At 46.7% G+C, this 22,890-nt stretch carries 16 protein-coding genes; 7 read left to right on the top strand and 9 right to left on the bottom strand.

Annotated elements, in window-relative coordinates; translation table 11 throughout:
- Positions 1–5: 5 nt before the first annotated feature.
- The 8 genes from mscL to CA267_RS14870 form a co-directional block, all read right to left on the bottom strand.
- Positions 6–434 carry a large conductance mechanosensitive channel protein MscL gene (gene mscL / locus CA267_RS14835; RefSeq protein WP_083638555.1) on the bottom strand — a complete coding sequence of 143 codons (429 nt, stop codon included), beginning with the start codon at positions 432–434 and terminating at the stop codon, positions 6–8.
- A gap of 179 nt (positions 435–613) precedes the next feature.
- Positions 614–3,538 (bottom strand): TonB-dependent receptor, encoded by a 2,925-nt coding sequence (locus CA267_RS14840; RefSeq protein ID WP_075610138.1) that lies wholly within the window; start codon positions 3,536–3,538, stop codon positions 614–616.
- A gap of 269 nt (positions 3,539–3,807) precedes the next feature.
- Positions 3,808–4,305: a GAF domain-containing protein gene (locus CA267_RS14845; RefSeq protein WP_075610139.1), complete on the bottom strand. Its 498-nt coding sequence runs from the start codon at positions 4,303–4,305 to the stop codon at positions 3,808–3,810.
- 84 nt (positions 4,306–4,389) lie between these two features.
- Positions 4,390–6,006 (bottom strand): serine hydrolase, encoded by a 1,617-nt coding sequence (locus tag CA267_RS14850; protein ID WP_075610140.1) that lies wholly within the window; start codon positions 6,004–6,006, stop codon positions 4,390–4,392.
- A gap of 90 nt (positions 6,007–6,096) precedes the next feature.
- Positions 6,097–6,843 (bottom strand): SDR family oxidoreductase, encoded by a 747-nt coding sequence (locus CA267_RS14855; RefSeq protein ID WP_075610141.1) that lies wholly within the window; start codon positions 6,841–6,843, stop codon positions 6,097–6,099.
- Positions 6,840–7,430: a thymidine kinase gene (locus CA267_RS14860; RefSeq protein ID WP_075610142.1), complete on the bottom strand. Its 591-nt coding sequence runs from the start codon at positions 7,428–7,430 to the stop codon at positions 6,840–6,842. Before CA267_RS14860 ends, CA267_RS14855 begins: the two co-directional genes overlap by 4 nt.
- Before the next feature lie 6 nt (positions 7,431–7,436).
- Entirely contained in the window at positions 7,437–9,458 is a 2,022-nt protein-coding gene (locus tag CA267_RS14865) for a putative bifunctional diguanylate cyclase/phosphodiesterase (RefSeq protein ID WP_075610143.1), read from the bottom strand.
- Positions 9,459–9,644: 186 nt separating this feature from the next.
- Positions 9,645–11,909 carry an acyl-CoA dehydrogenase gene (locus CA267_RS14870; protein WP_075610144.1) on the bottom strand — a complete coding sequence of 755 codons (2,265 nt, stop codon included), beginning with the start codon at positions 11,907–11,909 and terminating at the stop codon, positions 9,645–9,647.
- 356 nt (positions 11,910–12,265) lie between these two features.
- On the opposite strand from CA267_RS14870, the gene CA267_RS14875 reads away from it, so the two are divergent.
- The 7 genes from CA267_RS14875 to CA267_RS14905 all read left to right on the top strand — a co-directional run bounded on the left by CA267_RS14875 (position 12,266) and on the right by CA267_RS14905 (position 19,901).
- Positions 12,266–14,674, top strand: coding sequence for an efflux RND transporter permease subunit (locus CA267_RS14875; RefSeq protein ID WP_321174035.1), 2,409 nt, complete (start codon positions 12,266–12,268; stop codon positions 14,672–14,674).
- Positions 14,661–15,455 carry an outer membrane lipoprotein-sorting protein gene (locus CA267_RS14880; protein WP_083638556.1) on the top strand — a complete coding sequence of 265 codons (795 nt, stop codon included), beginning with the start codon at positions 14,661–14,663 and terminating at the stop codon, positions 15,453–15,455. The genes CA267_RS14875 and CA267_RS14880 overlap by 14 nt, the downstream gene beginning before the upstream one ends.
- On the top strand, positions 15,424–16,659 hold the full coding sequence (locus CA267_RS14885) for a hypothetical protein (protein WP_232367555.1): 1,236 nt from the start codon (positions 15,424–15,426) through the stop codon (positions 16,657–16,659). Before CA267_RS14880 ends, CA267_RS14885 begins: the two co-directional genes overlap by 32 nt.
- Positions 16,660–16,683: 24 nt before the next feature.
- Positions 16,684–17,238 (top strand): outer membrane beta-barrel protein, encoded by a 555-nt coding sequence (locus CA267_RS14890; protein ID WP_075610147.1) that lies wholly within the window; start codon positions 16,684–16,686, stop codon positions 17,236–17,238.
- Between the two features lie 194 nt (positions 17,239–17,432).
- Positions 17,433–17,690: a DUF3081 domain-containing protein gene (locus CA267_RS14895; protein WP_075610148.1), complete on the top strand. Its 258-nt coding sequence runs from the start codon at positions 17,433–17,435 to the stop codon at positions 17,688–17,690.
- Positions 17,691–18,121: 431 nt separating this feature from the next.
- Complete coding sequence (gene lpxL / locus CA267_RS14900; protein WP_075610149.1) at positions 18,122–19,051, top strand: LpxL/LpxP family Kdo(2)-lipid IV(A) lauroyl/palmitoleoyl acyltransferase; 930 nt, start codon at positions 18,122–18,124, stop codon at positions 19,049–19,051.
- A gap of 229 nt (positions 19,052–19,280) precedes the next feature.
- Entirely contained in the window at positions 19,281–19,901 is a 621-nt protein-coding gene (locus CA267_RS14905) for a TcpQ domain-containing protein (RefSeq protein ID WP_075610324.1), read from the top strand.
- A gap of 11 nt (positions 19,902–19,912) precedes the next feature.
- Here the strand turns inward: CA267_RS14905 and glnE are convergent, their stop codons facing one another.
- Entirely contained in the window at positions 19,913–22,837 is a 2,925-nt protein-coding gene (gene glnE, locus CA267_RS14910; RefSeq protein ID WP_232367556.1) for a bifunctional [glutamate--ammonia ligase]-adenylyl-L-tyrosine phosphorylase/[glutamate--ammonia-ligase] adenylyltransferase, read from the bottom strand.
- Positions 22,838–22,890: the final 53 nt, after the last annotated feature.

Genomic DNA, 22,890 nt, shown 5'->3' on the forward strand with positions numbered 1-22,890 from the left:
AAAATTTATCTGGACTGCTGATTAGCCACCAACGCATCGCGGATCTCTTGTAATAATTTTATATCTTTTGGCGTAGGTACGGTCGTGTCTTTTGGATCTTCCGCTTTTTCTTTCAGGCGATTAATACTTCTTACCATTAAGAAAACAACCAAAGCAATAACCAGAAAATTAATTACCGCGTTGATGAATAACCCGTAATTAAGCGTAGCAGCTCCTGCCTCTTGTGCCGCTTGCAGTGTGTCATAGTGGGTATCTGAAAGATTGATAAACAAGTTAGAAAAGTCGATATCCGCGATAAAAATGCCCAGCACCGGCGTAATAATGTCACTTACCAAAGACTTGACTATGGTAGTAAATGCCGCACCCATTATAATTCCAACAGCTAAATCAATTACATTTCCGCGCGCGATAAAACTTCTAAAATCTTTCCACATATTTACTGTCTCTATAGTTGCTGTCTCTGGGTTTATACTAATCCACATCAATGTGTGATCAGCTCAGAGAAGATATCAAAGAAACTTCCTGTTACTGAAGCTGATTTCCCTTAACGACGAAATATCACTTTGTTTGAAAAAAGGCCTCATGCCGTACGTCGGTGAGGCCCGTTGTGCAGTTAATAGAAAGAGTAGTTAAGGTTAAGCATATAGTACGGCCCGAATTCCCGACGTAGCGTTACAATACCGCTTTCACCTACGGTTTCTTCTTTTTCGTCAGTGAGATTAGTGCCTTGCAGGGAAACCCGCAACCCTTCCAGATGACGAATGCCGCTGTCGGCGAAGTCATAGCTAATCTGTGCATCTACCTGCGTTACCGGGCTGCGGGTTGCTGTTTCAATTTTGTTTGAGCCGCCGCGCTGATAAGTTGAAAATTCGGACCGATCTGTGGCGGCCACCCGTATCTCAAACCCGTTCATCTCGTAATAGGCGGTAAGAGAATACACTTCATCTGACTGCCCTTGAATAGGCGTGCCATCCTGCAGTTCGGCGTCGATAAATGTGGCAGAAGCCGCAATCCCGAATCCATCTAATATGTCCGTCAGCATGTTAAGCGGTACTTGTGCGGTAACTTCTGCGCCTTTCACTTTTCCTTCTAAACCATCTTCAAAGTACGAAAAAGTGCCGTAATCCGGTGGCGAAATTAAATCGCCTTCTGCGTACTGAATATCCGCCGGACCATAAGTACCGTCCCGGGGAGCGATACGGGTATGAAAACCGGGAATAAAATAATTGGCCCCGTCATTGGTGACATCGTTGGTGAAATCGATAAGCTCGTTGCCATCACGGGTCCAGTTGACCAGGTCTTTATAAAACAGCGCCACCGATACATAACCTTCGTCTTCAAAGTAATTTTCAAAAGACAAATCAAAATTGTTGGCCTCAAGCGGGCGCAACTGCGGGTTACCCGCAAATTTTGACCAGGGTGAGCCGTATTCCTCTACAGCGGCTTCAGTGTTGGGTATAGCAATGGTATCAATGTTCTGACCAAACTTAACAAAGCCGGAAGCCTTCATCTGATCAATACGCGCCCGGCTGATAGTTTTCGTTGCCGCAAAACGAAGAAAGCGGTTTTCTTCAAGCTCAACGCTGATATTTAAGCTAGGCAGAAAGTGCGAGTAGTCGGCCCCTTCGTTGACGATACAATCGGTATCGATGGCGCCATTGCTGTCATCATCGCACACGGCAAAATTTTGCCCTACAACGCCGATATAACCCGCAGAGCTTTGGTCGGTTTTCACATACTGAGCACCCAGGTTACCCGTGACCAGAAAGCCGGCAATTTCAGAATCAAAATCTAGCTTGGCATACAACGTGAAAACTTCTTCATCAACAGTGTAGGTGTCGCCAAGCCGATCAGGCTCGAGCAGGCCAGCATCATTTAACGTATATTCACCATCGTTGTAAGGCGCGAACCCGTCGTATGCGACAACGTAACCCAGACCTGCCCACGTAAGGTCAGTCAGTCCGTTATAAAGATATGCCTCAGGAATGGCCTCTGAATAGGGGTAAGATGAGGCAGTCGCAAAGAAACCTTTGTTGTCTTTTGCTTTATAACGGTCGGAATAATTTACGCCTACTGTGACTTCGGTGAAGAAGTCTCCGTCGAGTAAACCTGCAACCTCAAAACGGGCGGTGGTCAATTCTTCTTCAAAATCTGCATAATTTAAGAAGCCATCCTGTGCATTCAGATAGTTGAATGGCTCGCCATTTGCGCTTAAGACGTCAGTAGCAAATTGATCGGCTATGCTGGCCATGCCACCTCCCCAGCTCTGGGGCCCGGTAAGTTGCAACGCCGCGGGGTCGGAAAACGCGTCCAGTCCACTTTGGTCGTTGAAGAAGATTCCATCTGCGCCCATCGTAAACTCGCGTGATCCGAATTGCTCAGGAGGCAGCGCGCCTGAACGCGCCAGCCCTGAATAGGATTCGGCTCGCAGGTCCCTTTTTTCAGATTGGCTGTTAGCAACATCGACGTTAACCGACCAAGAATCATTAACGTGATAGGTAAGATTAAGGCCGAAGGTTTTCAGCTCGCCTTCTTTTCTTGCGGGATCGGTTCGCAGTACAGGGTTGGATTCTATCTGTGTGCCGGTGGAATTGACGCCCGAGCCAGTCACGTTGGCAGAAGAAAACGGTTCGATAAAACCGCGTATTACCCCGGAATCAGAATAATCAATACTTAGCGCATCGAGTACAATGTCCCAGTTATCGGTCGGGCGCCACTGAAAAATAGCGGAAATGGTGTCACGGTCGAGTTCCCGGCTAATCGCCTGCGTATCTAATTCTGTAGGCAGAATAATGCCATCTTCATTCGCATTGTACGCACCCACGCCATATTTACGTTCGTTACGGGGAGATTCTGTCGTGGCCAGCGAAACAGCCACACCCATAGTGTCGTCGGCAAATTTTTCTACAAAGGAAAGGGCGAAGCGCTTGCCTTTGTTATCGTATTCGGGGTTGTCAGAATCATTACCCCCTACTTCGTAGGTGCCTGTAAGGGTAAGGGTTTCCTGGGCAGCGAGAGGGCGTACGGTTTGTAAGTCTACCGTGCCGCCAATACCTTGCACCATTAGGGTTGCGTCGGTGGATTTGTAGATAGTGGCCCCAGTCATAATTTCAGCAGGGTAAAGGTCAAATTCAACACCCCGATTATCACCAATCCCGATCAGCTCGCGTCCATTTAAAGAAGTACCAATAAAATCTTCTTTAAAACCACGCACCGAAATACCTGAGGTTCTGCCTCCTACGCGCTCACCGGCAAGACCAGGAAGTCTGGCAAGAGACTCAGCAATGGACGAATCAGGCAATTTGCCGATGTCTTCAGCGGAAATCGCTTCAACAATGGAAGAGTTGTCCATTTTTACCGCTTGAGAGCGCATTAATGAACCCCGGATGCCCGACACAGCAATGACTTCAATACCCTGCGCTTCAGCGTCGTTGCTCGTTTCAGTGTTTGCTTCTTGAGAAAAGGAAGATGTGGAATACATGGCTGAACCTACCGCAAGAGACAGTAAAGCGGGTTTAAAAAAAGTTTTTCTTGTCATTATAAAACGCCTTTTGGTGCTGGAGTGCGAAAAGAATTACGTAAAGTTAACAATAGTTAAACATTCGCGATGTGGTAAGGCGTTTTAAGGAAAAAATTCAGCAATAGGTGCTATCAGCTTACTCAGAAAGAAAGCGGAGGGTGTCAAGGCAGGCTAGTGCACGCAGTTGTTTTAGTTGCAGGATTACTGATTAATTCAGGTGGATTAGTATTACTCACGAGCAGGAGCATGCCCGCGATTGCAGGTTCAGAGGGTGTAGCGAGAGCAACCTAACCCGGGTAAAACATCGATATAATACCCGCAGCGCGTTTCATTACGGCAATATCACGATCGCCCCATTTTACAGGCCGTCCAACGGCTTCACAGGATAATAATCCCACTGGCTTGAAGTTTTGATGAAACATAAAATCAAGTACCGAGTAAATTTTATTAGGCTCCAGATAGGATTCGGTAAAATCAGTCGTATCGGGATGGGAGCGGGCATCAGAAGCCACTACAAGCTCGTTTTTCAAAATGGTATCGAAATAGGCAGGAAATTGCGCCTGGCGTAGCACCATATTGTTGACATCGTTACGGGGCACACCCTCATGGCGCATGACACACCGAATTGTTTGGCGGTCGTCTTCAAATCGCCACAAGCTTATTCGATTCGCTTGAGGAACGGTTTTTTTAATGCAGGTGCAAATAGCTATATTTTTTTTATCTTCAGAAAGGTTCTGACGACTTAACTTGATTGTGAGCTCAGTTAAGGGGTCGATATCAACCATTACTACAGCCTCGCCATATCAACTTCATTGACCAGGTAGTTAAGCATTCATCCATAATTATCGCAAGGGGCAATTTTTTTGGGATTACGGCGTCACTGAAGTCACGCCCGATCCCGCTTCCATTCTGATGAAGTGCATGTCCCGGTATTCGTGGTTGGCTTTTACCTTATCGGTAAAAGGATAAAAATCTACAGCGATGACTTCACGCTGTGTGTTAACCCTAAAATGCGCAAAGGCATCACTGGCGGCATTTTGGTTATCCCAGCGTACTACAAAAGTATGATCATCAAAGGGTTCCAACGAGCCCCTCAGCGTGGGCATTTTTTTTGCCTTTAATCGCAGCTTGTCGCCTTGTTGCGTTACTTCTACCTGCCCAAACCATCGGTCCTCAAAAGTGCCGGTATACTTTTCTAACGGTAGAATTACTGTTCCACTGCCTTGCGGCGTGCTGTGCTTTGATAAGTAAATTTGCTCCTGCTTGTCCTGATAAACCTGATATTGCTTAATCCAATTCTGTTGCGGTTGCTCTGCGGTGAGATATCCTTTGAGAATAGTTTGCATAACAGCGCCTCTCGCTCCGTAATTAGAACCGTTATTGAGTATCACGACGCCTGCACTGATGTCTGGAACAAAGGCCACGTAGGCTTGATAGCCAGAAAGGGTGCCGGTGTGGGAAATAACCTGATGACCAAAGACATCGGATAACCGCCAGCCAATGCCATAGGCTTTGAATAAGGTGTGGTCCCACTCCTTGTCAGTATCATCCACACTGAGAACGGTATGTGCTGACAACATAGTGTCAATACTTTTATCTGTCAGCAACTGGTTGCCATCAGGCGATTTCCCCTTGTTCAGCCACATTTGCACCCACTTAAGCATATCAGTGGCGTTACAGGCAATGCCTCCCGCTGCCGCCGAAACGATCCCGGTGACACCAATTTGATTGCGCACTACAGGATAAATTCCTCGCTTATCATTGTGACCGTAACTGACAGCAGCATTAGTTAATTTTTCGGGCGGCATGTCACCGGCAAAGCAACTCATATCTAAGGGGGCAAAAATTCGCTTGGCAACAAACTCTTCCCAAGGCTGGTCGCTTATGCTGGCAACCAGTTCTCCGGCGGTAATGTACATAACATTACTGTAAGCGTAATCGCTGCGAAAGCTGCTTTGTGGCGTAAGATAACGTAAGTTATGAATTATTTCGCTACGGGTAAAGCCGCTGGGTTCCGGCCAAAGCATGCTGTCGCCTGCACCAGAAACCAGCCCACTGCGATGGGTAAGTAAGTCAATAATCTGAAACTCTCTGGTTACCCAGGGATCCTGCATCGCAAATTCAGGCAAATACCGCGTAACTCTGTCGCGCCATTGCAGCTTGCCATCATCAACTAACATAGCAACAGAGGCGCCGGTAAAGGCTTTGGTGGTGGAAGCCAGGCGAAAATAGGTTTCAGGGGTGACGGGTAAATCGTTAGCTAAATCGCGCTTACCATGGCCCGCTAAATAAACGACTTTACCATCTTTAATTATTCCCACCGCCATGCCGGGGGTGTAAAAGGTTTCCAGTGCTGAATCAATAACCTCAGGCAGCTGAGAAAGCTGCTGAGGGAGTCGATTTATTGTTTCACCTAATGCCGCAAAACTGCATAGCATTAAACTGAAAATGACTGTGAAAATACGAAGAGAAAGATAGTGCGACATATAAACGCCTGTAATTTTTTTAGCTTGGTTATATTTCCTGCCGCCGCAGTGGATGTCAACGTACCATCGACCAAACCAACGGTTTAGTCGTTAGCTCATTTTCGCCAGCCAGCGTAAGGGCGCAATTCGCAGAACATATTGCAGAAACGCCCAAGGCCATACTGGCACGTAACAATTTGCTTTTTCTTTATTGATGGCTTTAACCAACGCACGACAGCCGGTTTCTGTATCCACAATAAACGGCACGCGCTTTACCTTTTCGTTAATTTCGGTGCGGATAAAACCAGGATAGATAGTGGAAACCTGAATAGGTGTGTCTAATACATCCACGCGAATACCTTCAGTAAGAGCACCCAAGCCCGCTTTTGTCGCGGCGTATACAGTCATAGCCCGACGAAATCCGCGAACCGCGCTAACTGAAGAAATGGTGACAAGGTGCCCGGCGTTTTGCCGCCGAAAAATTGTCATGGCGGCTTCACATTGAGCCAACGCAGAGACAAAATTAGTGGTCGCCGTTTGTTTGTTCGCCTGAAAATGGCCGGTGCCAATGGCGGCTCCTTTTCCCACTCCTGCGTTAACGATAATTCGATCGAGAGTACCGAATCTGTCTGCAAAATGCTCAAATACGGTAAAAACCTCCTGATGATCGTCAACATCAAGGGTTACGATGGCAACCTGAATGGCTGGATTGAGCCGTTCGCAGGCAAGTTTCACCGCTTCCAGTTGCTCCATTCGGCGCGCGCACAGTGCCAGATTATGGCCTGCGCGGGCGAATTCCAGCGCCATGCCACGGCCAAGGCCAGAGCTTGCTCCGGTGATAAGAATGTTTTTTCTCATACCGCTGCTTTATCCCAAACCAGTTGTTTAAAATGCTTGCGGCACATGGATTCATAGCGATCATTGCCACCAATTTGCACCTGATCGCCGGTCGTCACCGCTTGACCTTCTTCATCCAGGCGCACAACAAAACTGGCTTTGCGTCCACAGTGACACACAGTTTTTAATTCGGAAAGCTTGTCGGCCCAGGCCAACAAATAATGACTGCCTTCAAACGTTTCGCCGAGAAAATCAGTTCTTAAGCCATAAGCCAAAACCGGTACATCAAGTTCATCCACCACTTCTACCAGTTGGCGTACCTGGATTTGACTTAAAAATTGAGCTTCATCGATAAACACACAGTCCAGGGGATGTTCACGATGCAGGGCGTAAATAGCCTCAAAAAGGTTATCTTCCTGGCGATAAAGCTGGGCATCGGCTTGAAGGCCGATACGCGAGGTGACTTTGCCGATTTCATAACGGTTATCCAATGCCGCAGTAAAAATTTCTACATGCATTCCCCGTTCACGATAATTGTAAGCAGATTGCAGCAAAGATGTGGATTTACCAGCGTTCATTGCTGAATAATAAAAATAGAGTTGGGCCATAGTCTGTTAACGATTATTGTTGTTATACCAGTGCAGAAGATCTGTAAGGCTGAGCGGTTTAGCGTAGTAATATCCTTGAAGATAGTCCACTCCCATCGCTTTTAAGTGCGCGGCGTGTTCTGGTGTTTCAATACCTTCTGCTATTGTTTTACATCCAAATTCTCGGGCAATCAGTACGGTTGCGCGAATAATGGTGTCGCTGCCTTCCTCAAGATTCTGTACAAATGTTCGATCAATTTTAATGTGATCAAAGTTGAGGGATTGTAACTGACTTAGCGAAGAAAATCCGGTTCCAAAGTCATCAATGGAAATTTGTACCTTCCTGGCTTTAATAGCATTCACTTCACGAATGACTTTTTCTTTGTTTTTGGCAAAGACAGATTCGGTAATTTCCAAATGCAGGCGTTCAGGATTAAGTCCGGAGCTTGCCAGCGCGCGGTCCAGTATCTTGATAAATCCATCAGCCATTAACTGAATTACCGAGACATTCACTGACACCGCAACCGGTTCATCAAATTGCCACTGTGCCGCATCAATACAGGCTCGATGCAGTACCCAAATTCCGATCTCATGAATAAGACCACATTTTTCAGCCAGGGGAATAAAAACATCCGGTCCGATTGCTCTGCCACCAAATTGCCAGCGTAAAAGTGCCTCCACGGCCCAAAGTTTTTCGTCTTCTGATGTCACCAACGGTTGGTAAACTAAGGTAAACTCTCTTTTCGCAATGGCTTGGCGAAGCCCTTCATGCAGCGCTTGTTCTTCTTTCAGCGATTCATAAATAGCGGCGTTAAATACTCCCACACTGCCTCTGGAGGTGCGCTTCTGCTGGTACATGGTTAAATCCGCATCCTGAATAAGGATGGGAGCAAGCTCACCATGCTCAGGGAACAGCGAAATACCAATGGTGGCATCCAGAGTAATCTGATTTTCCGCTACATTAAATGGAAGTGTAACGCCGCTTCTGGCCGCCTGAGCCACCGCAATCGCCGTATCACGATTAGCGTAAGGTAATATCATGATAAACTCATCGCCGCCCCAGCGAGCAAGGCAGTCAGCTTCACAAAATCGGGTAAGTCGTTGGGCAACTTCAACAAGGACTTCATCACCAACGCGATGCCCCAGGCTATCGTTAACCTGTTTAAAACCATCTAAATCAATAAATAGCACTGCCAGACGACTATTCGTCTTCTTAGCGGTTTCTAAAAGTCTATCCAGATGGCGCAAAAAGCCACTGCGGTTCATCAATGATGTCAGCGGGTCGCGGCTAGATAACCGATGTAACTCTTCGGTGCGTTTAATCACTTCCTCTTCTAACGTAGCATTAGTCGCATCAAGCTTTTCGTTAGTACGGTGAAGTTCGTCGTTAATTCGCTGAATTACCCCTTTTTCTGCTGCCATTTGTTTCATTAGTTCTACGTTACGTGCTTTTAATTCTATTGCATCCGAGAAAAATCTGTTTGAACGTAGTGAGGTGATCAGCATCGCCACCCAGAACATAAGCCCTAAGCTGCCAAGTATCAGAAACTCTTCACGCTGATCGAAGATAGCAAGAACAGACATGGGTATAAGAAGAATTGAGCAATAAAGCCACACCAGTGTTCTGCTGGGAGCCAGTATTGTTGCGGCGCCTCCTGCCATGGCAGAAAGAATAATCATGGTGGAGGCTAGCTCCAGGGTGGCCATAGTAGAGTAAAGCACGATGCTGTAACTCGACCAAACAAGGGCGGTAACCACAACACCGGTGCTAAAGCGAATTAAATAGGTTTGAGGATCGTAGTCGGTTTTCTGACTACGAATATACCAAATCGCGGCATCTATCAGACGAATGACCAGGACAATCATCATGACATACCAGAACGCAAGCTTGTTGTGTTGGGTATTGGGACTGTCAAAACCGAACACTAATCCGCTCATTGCTAGCGCGGTCATAATAAGACCACTATTTATATTGCTGTAAAGCAAATCAACGGCGTCTCGTGTTGTGGATTTTTTAAGCGATGTTGATTCGTCGGTCTGAGGTAGCACGGAATCGCCTTGGCAACTTTTCTTATTAACTTAAATGAAAATACATTAAAGACTTAGGCTGCACAAATATTCGCAGGACATTATTTAATGGAGGTTGGGTCTCAAAAAGGACGTGGTGGCACTATAAAGTCAATACAGAACAAAAAAGGGAGGCGGGGCCTCCCTTTAAGCGATCGTAATTACTATTTACGCTGCATCCTGGTTTTCTTCTGCTTTGCTTTCTTCTGCCCCGGGCATTGTTTCTGACGCAGGCAGTAGCTCCATATCGAAGGTGAATTCATCGACACGAACGGCCAGCTTACGCTTTTCATTATAATCGTGCAGCATCTCGGCTTCCTTGCCATCAATCACACCTTTTTCCTGCAATTTATTTAACGCGTTTTCGAATGAAACAAACGGCACGACCGGTTCTTTACGCAATGCTTTTTGCACTTTTGTCAGCAGGTGGGCAACGGCATGTTTGGCTTTAAATGCCTGCTCGTTGATGTCGTTACCGTCACCTTTCACAGGACGCACCAAGTGAGTCAGCTGTGCTTTTACGCTGTCATCTTGCATGGAAGCCATAGCCAGCTTTCTTACCAAGTCATCTTTAATACCGCTTACGCTGTTGCTGTAGGTGGCAGTCAGCACACGCATTAGTGAGCGAGTAGGAGCGTTCGGGAAGTTGTTGATAAAATCAACAATAGCCTGTTCTGCCTGTTGCAACGACCACTGCATAGCATAATCGAAGTAGGGCAGTGCCAGTTTACGATCTTCCATCCGTTGTTCAAAAAATCGTACGCACGCCATGGCTCCATACAGGTAACTCATCACATCGCCCAAGCGTGCTGAAAGCAGTTCTGCCTTTTTCAGGTCGCCACCTAAAACCAACAAAGATAAATCTGCCATTGGAGCAAGTTTCGCGGAAATTGCATTAACCCGAGCTTCGTACTTACGCACTTCCGGTAAACTGGATTCTGCACCACGCAGGAACGGTAAGTAGCTTTTTCCTAAACTACGAAACGCGTTTTTCATGCTGAAAGAAATAGTTTTACCCAACACTTTATTAAACTGCGCGTCGGCACTACTGTCATTGCTATGGATCAGCTCTACCATTTCCTTTAGATGCGGGTGACAGCGCATTGCGCCTTGGCCGAATATCATCAGGTTACGAGTAAGAATATTGGCACCTTCAACAGTAATGGCGATAGGTAACGCGCCATAACCTCCCGCCAAGGTATTCTGCGGCCCGCGCTGAATAGCCTTACCTGCCTGAATATCCATGGCCGAGTTCATTACATCCCGACCTAATTCTGTCATGTGATATTTGGCAATAGCCGTGACTACCGAAGGCTTGATGCCCATTCCGAGACCTTCTGTGGTCAGTACGCGCATGGCTTCTAGCAAAAAGGTTTTACCTGCAATATCAGCAAGTTTGCTCTGGATGCCTTCGAAACGCCCAATGGGCAAGCCGAACTGCTCACGAATAAAGGAATATTCAGAGGCAGCTTTCAATGCAGACTGGCCGGTCGCTACACCCATAGCCGGTAAGGAAATTCCACGGCCAGCGCCTAAACAGCTAACCAACATCTGCCAGCCACGACCAATATTTTTCTGACCGCCAATAATGAAGTCCATTGGAATGAAAACATTGTTTCCGCGAGTCGTGCCGTTATAAAACCGCACACCCATGGGATCATGACGATTCCCCAGCTCTACCCCAGGGTGAGACTTAGGCAGAAGGGCGCAGGTTATGCCCCGTTCGACTTTGTCACCTAACAGATGTTCGGGATCAAACACTTTGAATGCCAAACCCAACACAGTGGCGATAGGGGCTAAGGTGATGTATCGCTTGTCCCAACTCACCGACAAACCAATGACTTCTTCGCCATTCCACTGGCCTTTGGTGACAATGGCGGCATCCGGAATTGCCCCTGCGTCCGAACCCGCTTCTGGGCTGGTTAACGCAAAACAGGGAATGTCTTCGCCTACCGCCAAACGTGGGAGCCAGTAATTTTGCTGCTCAGGCGTACCGTAGTGCATTAACAGCTCACCCGGTCCCAATGAGTTTGGCACCATCACGGTAACGGCGATAGCACCACTTTTGGCTGCAATTGTCGCCACAATGGTGGAATTTGCGTAAGGACTGAATTCCAGGCCACCAAATTTCTTAGGGATAATCATCGAGAAAAAACGGTTTTTACCCAAAAAATCAATTATGTGCTGAGGAATATGTTGGCTGTTACTCAGTTCGAAATCATCAACCATTTCCAGCAGTTCTTTAACCGGGCCGTTCAGAAACGCTTTTTCGTCCGCACTGAGTGTTGCCTGCGGCACCGTTCGCAGAGCGTGCATGTCTGGCTTCCCCTGATAGATAGAAGACTCAATCCACACATCACCGGCATCCAATGCTTCTTGCTCGGTAACCGAAATTGGGGGTAGCACTTTTTTCAGGCTTGTTCTGATACTCATAATACTCATCCGCTCATCTGACCAGTTATATTTGACTATAGTACCTTGGATTTAAAAAAGATCAAATCCTTCGTGGCAAAGGGGAAGGACCGGGGCGGGATCGCGAATATTTTTTATACAAAGAATGAAAGTTTCTTAGCCGAACTTGTGGAGCATCGGTGCTCCAGCAGAGCTATCAGAGATGATTCTACGGCGTTTTGGATAAGAAACTTTTACATATTTTCACAGCTGGTGGTTTTTCGCTTACTCATGCAGTTGCCCTGGGGAAACGACGATGATTTTTTAACGTAAATTTAATGTACAGATGGCCGCTGCTACCACGTAAAAAAGTATGAGTTGGCATGCAGCTGTATGATGTGAAAATCACAATTTTCGGGCATCTTTCTTATACTAATGTTGTAATTGCAGATACACTGTTAATGATAAAACTTGCAAAGGTATTGGAGTTGATGCAAAAGCTTCCAGAATGGATACGGTGGTTCCTCCACGCACCCAAAACAGCATTAGTCGTCTTCGTTTTATTGTGTCTGGCGACGGGGTTTGGCGCTTCTAAGCTATATTTTCGTGGCGACTATAAGGTCTTTTTTGAAAAAGATAATCCGCAGCGGATGGCTTTTGAGGAAATGCAGAACATTTTCAATAAAAGCGAAAATGTGTCGTTTCTCATCGTACCGGATTCCGGCTCTGTTTATAATCCTGAAACCTTCAAACTGATCCGTGAATTAACAGAAGAAGCCTGGCAGCTTCCGCTGTCTACGCGGGTAGAGTCGCTTTCCAACTACCAGCACACTTACGCTGAGCAAGACGATCTTATCGTTACCGATTTGATACGGGAAGGTCAGCTTGATCCCGCGCATATTAACTGGGTGCAAAAGGTGGTGGGTAATGCTCCGGAACTAGACGGCAGGCTGGTTTCTTATCAAGCCAATATGGCCGTTATTAATGCCACAATTCAGCTGCCCGATGGCGATCAAACCAAAGAAGTCATTGAGATTGCGGACTACGCCCGCATGCTCGAAGCAAAGTATGAAGAGGCTTATCCTGGTCACCAGATTTATCTGACAGGAATGGTGATCATGAATGACGCCTTTGCCGTTGCAGCTCAGCAGGACGCACAAACATTGATTCCGCTGATGTTTGTAGTGATTACCATCATGATTGGCTTACTTACCCGTTCAATAACGGCGGCGCTGGCCACTCTTGCAATCGTAGGCACATGTATTCTGGTAACTATGGGTTTATCGGGCTGGGCAGGGCTGTTTCTTAGCACTGCAACGGTTAACGTACCCACAATGGTAACCACTCTGGCTGTTGCCGACTGCATACATATTATTGTGGGTTTTCGGCAGCAACTTAATAGCGGTAAAGATAAATATACCGCGTTATCAGAGAGCCTTCGGCTTAACCTGAAGCCGGTACTTATCACCAGCGTGACCACCGCCATTGGTTTCTTAATGTTAAACTTTTCCGCGGTCCCCATTCTTGCTGATTTAGGTAATATGACCGCGGTGGGCGTGATTCTTGCCTGCCTGTTTTCGCTGACGATCTTGCCAGCCATTTTAATTTTGGCACCCTTTAAAACCGATAGTAACGCGGAAAAGCAACAGCGCTTTTTCACGCGCTCAGGCGAATGGGTAACCAGGCACTATCGAAGAATCCTGCCATACTCCATTTTAATAGTGCTAGTGTCGCTGGCGTATTCCACCAACAACGAGCTAAATGACGTGGCGGTGAAGTACTTCAATAACAGCAGTGAGTTTCGTCAGGCGGTCAATGTGCAGGAACAATACATGGGCGGTATGTCCAATATTGATTTCGTGGTATACACCGAAGAAGAATACGGCATTAACGATCCTGCTGTCTTGCGTCAGATTGACATGTTTGCCGAATGGCTACGCAACCAGCCAGAGGTGCATCATGTTACCAGTCTTTCTGACACCATGAAGCGGCTTAACATGAACATGCACGAAGATCAGGACGGCTACTACGAACTACCTGAAAATAAAGAGTTAGCGTCGCAGTATCTGCTTTTGTACGAAATGTCGTTGCCGTACGGGCTGGATCTCAATAATCAGGTGGATATAGATAAATCCGCAGTAAGAATTGTTGCGGTCTTAGATAATCTGGGCAGCAACGAATTTACAGCCTTTGAAGAACGGGCCAAAGCCTGGTTTGAGCGGCTAAATCCTGAACTGCGTCTGGAAGCTGCCAGTCCGCCGCTTATGTTCGCCCATATTGGCGCGCGTAATATGCAAAGTATGGTGTGGGGCACGCTACTGGCGTTAGTACTGATTTCAGGGCTAATTGTAATCGCACTACGATCCTGGCGCCTGGGGCTGGTAAGTTTGCTGACCAATCTGATTCCTGCTGGAATCGGGTTTGGTATATGGGGAATGATTTCCGGACAAATAAACATGGCGTTGTCAGTGGTATTAAGCATGACATTGGGTATCATTGTTGATGATACCGTGCACTTTCTGTCAAAGTACCAGATTGCGCGACACGAAGGTATGGCAGTCAGCGAAGCCATTCATTACACCTTTAAAACAGTGGGGTTAGCATTAACTACCACCACAGTGGTACTGGCGGCGGGCTTTGGCGTATTAACCCTGTCCAGCTTCCTGCTAAATGCTGACATGGGGTTACTGACAGTCATTATTATCATTGCTGCGTTGCTGGTAGATTTATTGTTCTTGCCGGCGTTTCTTATGTGGCTAGACAAAGATAAAATAACGTTTCGAGGTACAAAAAATGAAACAACCTAAGATAACTCTCTGGCTGCTAATGGCGGTATTAGCCTTCACCAGTCCCGTTTTTGCGGATGAAAAGTCTGAAAAAGAGGGGCTACGCATAGCCAAAGAACGTAAAGCCCGCGATCGGGGATGGGAAAATACCGTTGCCGAAATGACCATGATTTTACGTAACGCCCAAGGCCAGGAAGCTGAACGTAAGATGCGGGTGAAAACGCTTGAAGTGCAGGACGATGGCGACAAAGCGTTGACTGTGTTCGATTCGCCAAGAGATGTCAGCGGAACGGCCTTCTTAAGCTTTTCTCACGCCCAGGAGCCGGACGAGCAATGGATCTATCTGCCGGCATTAAAGCGGGTAAAGCGCATAGCCTCGCGCAATAAGTCTGGTCCTTTCATGGGCAGCGAATTTGCATTTGAAGATATGACCTCGTTTGAAGTAGGAAAATTCACCTACGACTACTTGCGCGAAGACGTTTATCAGGGCGATAAAGTTTATGTTATTGAGCAAACCCCTCAAGATGAATTTTCCGGTTATTCCAAACAGATTGTGTGGATAGATCAGTCAGAGTACCGGGTGCGCAAAGTCGAGTTTTTTGATCGCAAAGGCGATGCGCTGAAAACCTTAGAGTTTAAAGATTATAAGTTGTATGAAGATAAGTTCTGGCGACCGTTGCGCAGTTTTATGTATAACCAGCAAACGCAGAAGTCTACTGAACTGGTAACCCATACATTGAGTTTCGGCGAAGATTTAGAGGAATCAGATTTTGACAACAACAGTTTACGGAGGGCACGCTAAGCTCGTGTCAAACGCAATAAATTTATCTTTAGTGGGCTTGGCGCTCACAGCAACATCTGCTTTCGCCGAAGTGGATGTTGCTGGTTCCAGCGGAATTGAAACACGTTATTTCCTGCAGGATCCCGCCTATGAAGGGCAAGAGCGTGCGCAAATGTCTCTGTTCGTCGAGCCGGAAATTTATACCGACTGGAACGAAGGTAGCGATAGTTTGCTGTTCAAGCCTTTCGCCCGCTTTGATGAGCAGGACGACGAACGTACCCACTATGATATTCGCGAGCTTCAATGGCTTCATATAGGCGAGACGTGGGAATCTCGCGTAGGTATCAGTAAAGTTTTCTGGGGTCAAACTGAATCTCTTCATCTGGTAGATATCATTAACCAGACAGATATGGTGGAGTCTATTGATGGCGAAGATAAACTTGGTCAACCTATGATCAACCTTAATACTTATGGCGACTGGGGACGATTTTCAGCATATGTGCTGCCTTATTTTCGCGAGCGAACTTTCCCTGGCCTCGAAGGCCGGTTACGCCCCCCGTTACCCATTCTTGATGATAATGTGCGCTACGAATCCGACGATGAAGAACGTCACGTTGATTATGCGCTACGCTGGCAAAACAGCATTGGTGATTGGGAAGTAGGTTTATCCTATTTCGACGGCACCACCCGGGAACCTGAGGTTAATCTGACAGTAAACCCAGAAACAGCCAGCATATATATTGAAAGTTATTACGCCCAAATTGAACAGGTTGGCGTTGACCTTTTAAAAGTCCAGGGCTCCTGGTTGCTAAAGTTCGAAGGAATTTATCGTAGCGGCCAGAGCGAAGATTTTACTGCTGCTGTGGCAGGCTTTGAACGCACCACCGTAGGCGTGTTGGGTACCAGTCATGATCTTGGCGTGCTGATGGAATATCAATACGACGAACGTGAAAATAATTATTTTGCTACCGGTCAAAACGACTTGATGGTGGGATTGCGCTGGATCTGGAATGACATTGACGGCACCGAAGTTCTGACAGGATTTATTCAGGATTTAGATGACACCCAGACCTACAACGCATTCATTGAAGCTTCCAGCCGGATGACCGATAACTGGCGCTGGAAAGTCGATGGTTATTTCTTTTCCTCAGATGATCCAGATGACACTTATTTTGTTATGCGTCGTGACGATCATATCCAGGTGTCTCTGGAATACTTTTTCTAAAACTACAGTGTGATGAGAACAATCATGAAGAAGCGATTTGCTGCACTTGGCATAGCAGCGGGGCTGTCGCTACCGGCCCTGGCAACGGAAAACATGTATGGTGTCATTGGCACGGGTTATTCGGATATAGAATTCAGCCAGCAGTCTGCTGATAAGGCAAATTATCATTTTGCTTTAGCGCATCAGTTTGCTCGCAGCTGGTACGCTGAAGTGGGTTATCAACGTTTGGCTGACAATCTGGAAGAAAATGAAGGTATGAAAGCCGACGCTTTATATCTTGCTGTGTTGGGCAAAGCCAGTGCCGCTATTGGCGAACTGTATTACAAGCTCGGCATAATGAATGTCGATGTGAAAGGAATAGAAGGGCGGCGCGAGGAAGGCGGTTGTGCGCTGGGAGGCGTGACTGTTGCCAACAGCTGTGAATTTGACGAAGGTGTCGTCGCGGGCATGGTGGGTTTCGGCTTCGATTATCATCTTGGACTGAATACCATGTTTCGTATTGAAGCCACGCATGTGCGGGGTGAACACGATTTGGCAGCTAATTTAGTGAATGTAGGTATTCGTTATAACTTTAACTAAGGCCTGCTGATCTTTAGTGTTTAACGGTTGCACAACCTCAACTGTTTTTATTGCGGTGCAAGCTACCCAGCCTTGATTAGGCACCGTATTGGCGAAAATCGCAAGCTGCCGAAAGCCGTCAGCTTTAGCAGTTAAACCTTATTGAGCCTTGGCGGGTAAAAAGAAGCTAGGGCAATCTAACGGATCAGGTAACTATGAGAAATGAATTAGACAGCAAGTTACTTTTGCGGGTGTTTGATAAGATTCGTCAGTCTGGCGAAAAAAGAGATGATAAATATTTTCTGAATGGTATTACCGCGTTCACCGATTTAGATGGATATACCTTGTTTATAGAAGATTCGAAAGTGAAGCTGCAATATGGGTTTCATAACCAATATCACTATGATTATGAATCCAACGACGATTACGAAAAATTTGAGAAAAAACTCAAAGAAATCGACTCTGGTTATTAATGCTCTATCTTAAGCACAGGGAGAAATCGCGAATATTTTATTAAATAATAAGTCAGAATTTCTTAGCCGAATTTCTGAAGCAGGGATGCTCCAGCAGAGCCATAAGGAATAATTTTACGGCGTTTCGGAAAAGAAATTTCGCTTACTTCTCAAGGCTGCTGAATTTTTATTCTTTCATGCTCTTGCTCTACTTCTAGGGCGCGGTGAAAGCCCTGTTTTTAATGTGGCGCCTGCTGCTTTTCAAGAATCTCATTCGCTCTAGCGTAAGCATTTTACAAACCGTTTTGGTACCAATAATAAGCCACAACTTATTCAACAGTTGCCTTAATCAACTTAACGAACGTCAGAAATGTGACTTTTCACGCCCGTCGGAGTAGGCGAGGGCGGTTTGTAACGCTACAATAGCAGGAAAAAATAACAGGAAAATTGTATTGTCTGTTGCCATCACGCCTCCCGAATTCAAACTTTCTTTTTTAGCGCCTCGCTACTGGCCCGTCTGGCTGGGTGCAGGATTGTTGTATTTGCTAACTTGGCTACCCTTGCCGGTAATTCGAAAAATAGGGGCAGGCGTTGGTTTGCTGATTGCGAAGTTGGTCCCTAAACGCGCAAAAATAGCCAAGCGTAATATTGCGTTAACGTATCCTGAACTTTCCGAGACACAGCAAGAAGCATTAGTCGAAGAAAATATACGGCGTACCGGCATGGCAGTATTTGAAACGGCAATGGGATGGTGGTGGCCAACCTGGCGCATTAAACGTGCTTTCACCATTGAAGGGTACGAACATGTGCAAGCTGCTCTTCAGCAGGGAAAAGGCGTATTTGGCATGGCGCTGCATAACATGAATCTGGAATTCGCCTGTCGAGGATTAGGCTACACGCATCCCAGTATCGCGTTTTATCGAAAGCACAACAATCCGCTGGTTGACTATATGCAGTATCACGGCCGTGCCCGTTCAAACAAATACATGATCCATAAACGCAATGCCCGAGCATTGTTGGCAGCACTGGATAGTCAGGAGCTGTGCTTATATTTACCTGATCAGGACTACGGCCGCGCCCAGAGTATTTTTGTCCCTTTTGGTGGAGTGGAAGAAACGGCCACCTCCACAGCGACGCTTATGTTCCTGCGCCGCGCCAACTGCGTTCCTATGCTCATCACATCCCAATATACGTCCAGTGGCTATAAAGTAAAAATTTATCCCCCGCTGACAGAATTAGCAGAAATGGAAGATCACGCGGCGTTAACTCTGCTGAATCAACATATTGCTGAAATTCTTAAAGAACAACCAGAAAGTTATCTGTGGATGCATAAGCGATTTAAAACCCGTCCGGATGATAGCGCGCCTTCGCTTTACGATTAGTATCACTTTTAAAGCGGGTACATAAGTTTGTCCATTTTGAAAAATTAACGGTAATATGAATCTTACCACGCAGTTATAATAAGCTGAGTTCGCCGCAGAGAAACGGGTTTTGCCGGGGCTTGTTGACGATTGCTGTTCAGTTTTACAGCATCCTTCAACAGGCTTAACAGGTAAAACACCAACACTGCTCAGGGCTAACGATGTTACGCGCAGCAATCCGGTGATGTTTATGGCAAAAAAAAATCGTTCCAGCACTATATTTTGGGCTAAACAATTCGCATTGGCGCTGGTGCTGATAATCATTGCCGGTATTGTTATTTATTTACAAAGAACCAGTGATACAAGCCCCGAATACGCAGAAGCCCCAAAAGAAAAATCTATTTCAAATGGGCTCAGCGAGTTCTATCGCGAATTTCGCACCTCGTCTACCGATCCGATTGAAGAAGAGGGAGACGATTTTGTGTTAGACGTTGATAGGTCAGAGGCGGGGCTGGATCAGCAACTGCGCAATATGGCGAGCAATCAGAAGCCAGTTAATCAACGCTGGGTAGGAGAACATAAGTTCCGCACGTTCAAAGCGGGTAATACGGTGCGTGAAGCCATTACTGCTTATGCTCAACAGGAAGGGATGCAAATTATCTGGGATCTGGATCAGGATTTTGTCATTAAACATCAATTTCAGATAGACAACACCATTGTTGGCTCCCTCGCCAAAATTGCCAGCGCAATAGACAGTAACTTCATGGGGGAGGTCAAAACGTATGTGTGCCCAGATCAGCGATCACTGGTTGTAACAGCAGAAGTGACTGACTATTTAAAATCACGCTGCAACAGCGCTGAAAGCCGTTAGCTCTCTACGTTTTAGGCCATAAATACGGCGTTCCACACAGTCGACACCTGCGCTCGCATGCTTTGTAAATCCTGAGTTTCCTCTGCGTACTTATCATCAGCCAAGGTTAACTGATGATAGTGATCCCGCAGCCGCAAGTAAGCTTCCTGTAAACGGGCGCATTGCGTAGCATCGAACAGTTGAAGCGCTTTTATACCATCCAAAATTCTGAGATTATCGGTATAGGTGGTCAGGCTGGCATGCTCATGGGCGTGCGCCAGCACCCAATACTGAGTGAGAAACTCAATGTCAGCGATACCGCCTTCACACTGCTTAATATCCACCCCTTGCTGAGAATTCTGCAGTAAATGGTCGCGCATCTTTTTGCGCATTGTTTTTACATCATTATTTAATGTGTCACGGTCGCGACGCTGGCAAAGAATCGCATTACGAATGCGCCGAAACTCCTCAAGTACGGCGGTATCTCCGCTAATGCCTCTGGCCCTGACAAGCGCCTGATGCTCCCAGGTCCAGGCGTCTTCCCTTTGATACCGAAGAAACCCTTCAACATGACAGCTCAGCAGCCCTGCGTTACCGGAAGGCCGCAGCCGTAAATCCGTTTCAAAAAGCTGGCCGAATAAGGTTTTTGTATTTAGCAAATGCATAATGCGCTGGGCGAGCTTAATGTAAAACTGTTGCGCGCTGATGGTGCGTTTGCCGTTGGTTTGACTTTCTTTGGGAGCATTGTGTAAAAACACTAAATCGAGATCAGATCCATAGCCTAGTTCGTATCCCCCGAGCTTACCGTATCCAATGACAGCAAAACCTGTGCTGCCAGCCTCCAGGTGTTCAGGCTCACCGAATTTTGTTTTTACCTGCTGCCATGCGCTGTGAATACAAGTGTCCAGCAGCACTTCTGCCAGTACAGTAAGTTTGTCGCTAACTTTGGCGATAGGTAAAGACCCGCTGATATCACTGGCAGCAATACGCAACTGCTGACAAAGTTTGAACTGCCGCATGGCATCCATCATCAGCTCGGCATCTTCTTCATCGATCCGTAACAGACTCTGGCGCAGCTCATCGGCGTATTGGCTTTTACTTTCAATGATATCCGTTTCTTGCTGCTGTAAATAAAGCGGAGTAAGAAGTTCATCCAACAACAAGGGGAATCTCTGAATCTGGTGAGCAATCCATTCGCTTCTGTCGCACAGCTTAACCAGTTGGCGCAGCACGTCAGGATTTTCCAAGAGCAAATCCAGATACGTAGTGCGCCCGGTAATGGCGTTAATCACACCAAGCGTGCGGGCTAACACGCGCCCGGCATGCTGAGGTTTTTCAGATACCAGCACGTAAAGCAGTTCAGGCATCAGCTTTTGCAAGGTATCTTCGCCACGCTGACCAATCCGGTAGCCACGAAGATGGCCGCGGAAATTCTCCAGTTGAGCACACACATCTTCTGCAGTTTGTGCAGGAAGCTGATTTTCAAAAAGTGCGGCAAATTCGTTTTGCGATAGTCGTAGCCTCCAGGCATCTGCGCACTTGGAAAACAACGAGTCGTCGTCCCCGTGGCTGTCCTGCGTTTCTTCCACTAAATCATTAAACTGAACATGAATGCGATGCATTGCGGCATCTATTTTTGCCATAAAAGCGTCATAGTTTTCACACTCTGCCACATGTGCCACAACAGCCTGCCCCCAATAGTCGTCGGGCAAAGACTGGGTTTGCTGATCCCGGCACTGCTGTAATGTGTGCTCTGTTTTGCGCAAAAACAGATAGTCTTCGTAGAGCGCGGTGAGTGTTTGCGAATCTACTACACCAAGATCATCTAAAGCCTGCAGCGAGGTATGCAGTCCTTTACATTGCAGTTGCGGTTCCCGGCCGCCATGTATCAACTGAAAGCTTTGCGCAAAAAATTCGACTTCGCGAATACCGCCAGCGCCTAATTTAATATTGTTTGCCAGTTGACGGCGACGGATTTCACTGGCGATAAGCTGCTTCATGTTTCGTAAGGCATCCAATGTCGTAAAATCCAGATAGCGACGAAAAGTAAAAGGCTTAAGAATATCGGCAAGTTGATCGCAGTAGTTGTCAGCGGGGTTCAGAATGCGCGCCTTCACCATTGCAAATCGTTCCCAGTGCCGCCCCTGTTCCTGATAATAATCTTCAAAAGCAGACAGATGCATTACTAACGGGCCGCTGTCACCAAACGGGCGAAGCCGCATATCTACCCGAAAAACCTGACCATCTACGGTTATTTTATTGAGCGCGGCAATCAGCTTTTGGGCAAGGCGGGTAAAAAACTTTTGATTTTCCATCGGTTTGCGAGCGCCGGAAGTCTCGCCTTTTTCAGGGTAAGCAAATATTAAATCGATATCCGAGGAAAAATTCAGTTCGCCTCCGCCTAATTTGCCCATTGCCAACATCAGCATGGGCTGCGCGCCAAACGAGCCCTCGGGTGTACCATACTGTGACGATAGGTGTGAATATAACCAGTTATACGCGCCTAAAATAAGAGCATCTGCAAGCGCAGAAACCTTCTTCAGCGAAACCTCAATGGTCTGATAATTCATCAAATCCAAAGCGGCAATAATAGCCATTTCGCGGTGGCGATATTGGCGTAATGCCGCTAAAAGCTCATCTTCATTTTTTACGTTGGCAAGCGCATCATCAAGATTAGCGGCGTAGTCGCTTACCTTATCGGGAGCGGCGGATAAGGCATCACAAATATCCACGGCCCACTGTGGATGTCGCAGACACTGCTCGGTAATAAACTCACTTAATCCAAAAAGCGGCTTAATTTTATCCTGCAAATCCAGCAGTTGCGGATGCGCCGCACAAGCTTCCTGAAAACGTAGCCAGTATTGCTGCGCGTGTTCTTCAATAATCCTGTTCTTTATTTTTTGCGTAGGCATAGTACGATGCGTTTCAAATTCATTTACTTGATGGGAGTCTGGCATAGCTTGCGCTCAGACTCCAGCATGCGGTAACGCAGCAAACCCAATGGGAATAA

This window comes from Alteromonas pelagimontana, from assembly GCF_002499975.2.
Taxonomy (GTDB): Bacteria; Pseudomonadota; Gammaproteobacteria; order Enterobacterales; family Alteromonadaceae; genus Alteromonas; species Alteromonas pelagimontana.

Excerpts from the sequence above, each read along its gene's own strand:
- CA267_RS14855 (WP_075610141.1), bottom strand. The coding sequence starts at position 6,843 with ATGAGAAAAAACATTCTTATCACCGGAGCAAGCTCTGGCCTTGGCCGT.
- glnE (WP_232367556.1), bottom strand. The coding sequence starts at position 22,837 with ATGCCAGACTCCCATCAAGTAAATGAATTTGAAACGCATCGTACTATG.
- CA267_RS14845 (WP_075610139.1), bottom strand. The coding sequence starts at position 4,305 with ATGGTTGATATCGACCCCTTAACTGAGCTCACAATCAAGTTAAGTCGT.
- CA267_RS14905 (WP_075610324.1), top strand. The coding sequence starts at position 19,281 with ATGGCAAAAAAAAATCGTTCCAGCACTATATTTTGGGCTAAACAATTC.
- mscL (WP_083638555.1), bottom strand. The coding sequence starts at position 434 with ATGTGGAAAGATTTTAGAAGTTTTATCGCGCGCGGAAATGTAATTGAT.
- CA267_RS14870 (WP_075610144.1), bottom strand. The coding sequence starts at position 11,909 with ATGAGTATCAGAACAAGCCTGAAAAAAGTGCTACCCCCAATTTCGGTT.
- CA267_RS14895 (WP_075610148.1), top strand. The coding sequence starts at position 17,433 with ATGAGAAATGAATTAGACAGCAAGTTACTTTTGCGGGTGTTTGATAAG.
- CA267_RS14890 (WP_075610147.1), top strand. The coding sequence starts at position 16,684 with ATGAAGAAGCGATTTGCTGCACTTGGCATAGCAGCGGGGCTGTCGCTA.
- CA267_RS14860 (WP_075610142.1), bottom strand. The coding sequence starts at position 7,430 with ATGGCCCAACTCTATTTTTATTATTCAGCAATGAACGCTGGTAAATCC.
- CA267_RS14840 (WP_075610138.1), bottom strand. The coding sequence starts at position 3,538 with ATGACAAGAAAAACTTTTTTTAAACCCGCTTTACTGTCTCTTGCGGTA.
- CA267_RS14880 (WP_083638556.1), top strand. The coding sequence starts at position 14,661 with ATGAAACAACCTAAGATAACTCTCTGGCTGCTAATGGCGGTATTAGCC.
- CA267_RS14850 (WP_075610140.1), bottom strand. The coding sequence starts at position 6,006 with ATGTCGCACTATCTTTCTCTTCGTATTTTCACAGTCATTTTCAGTTTA.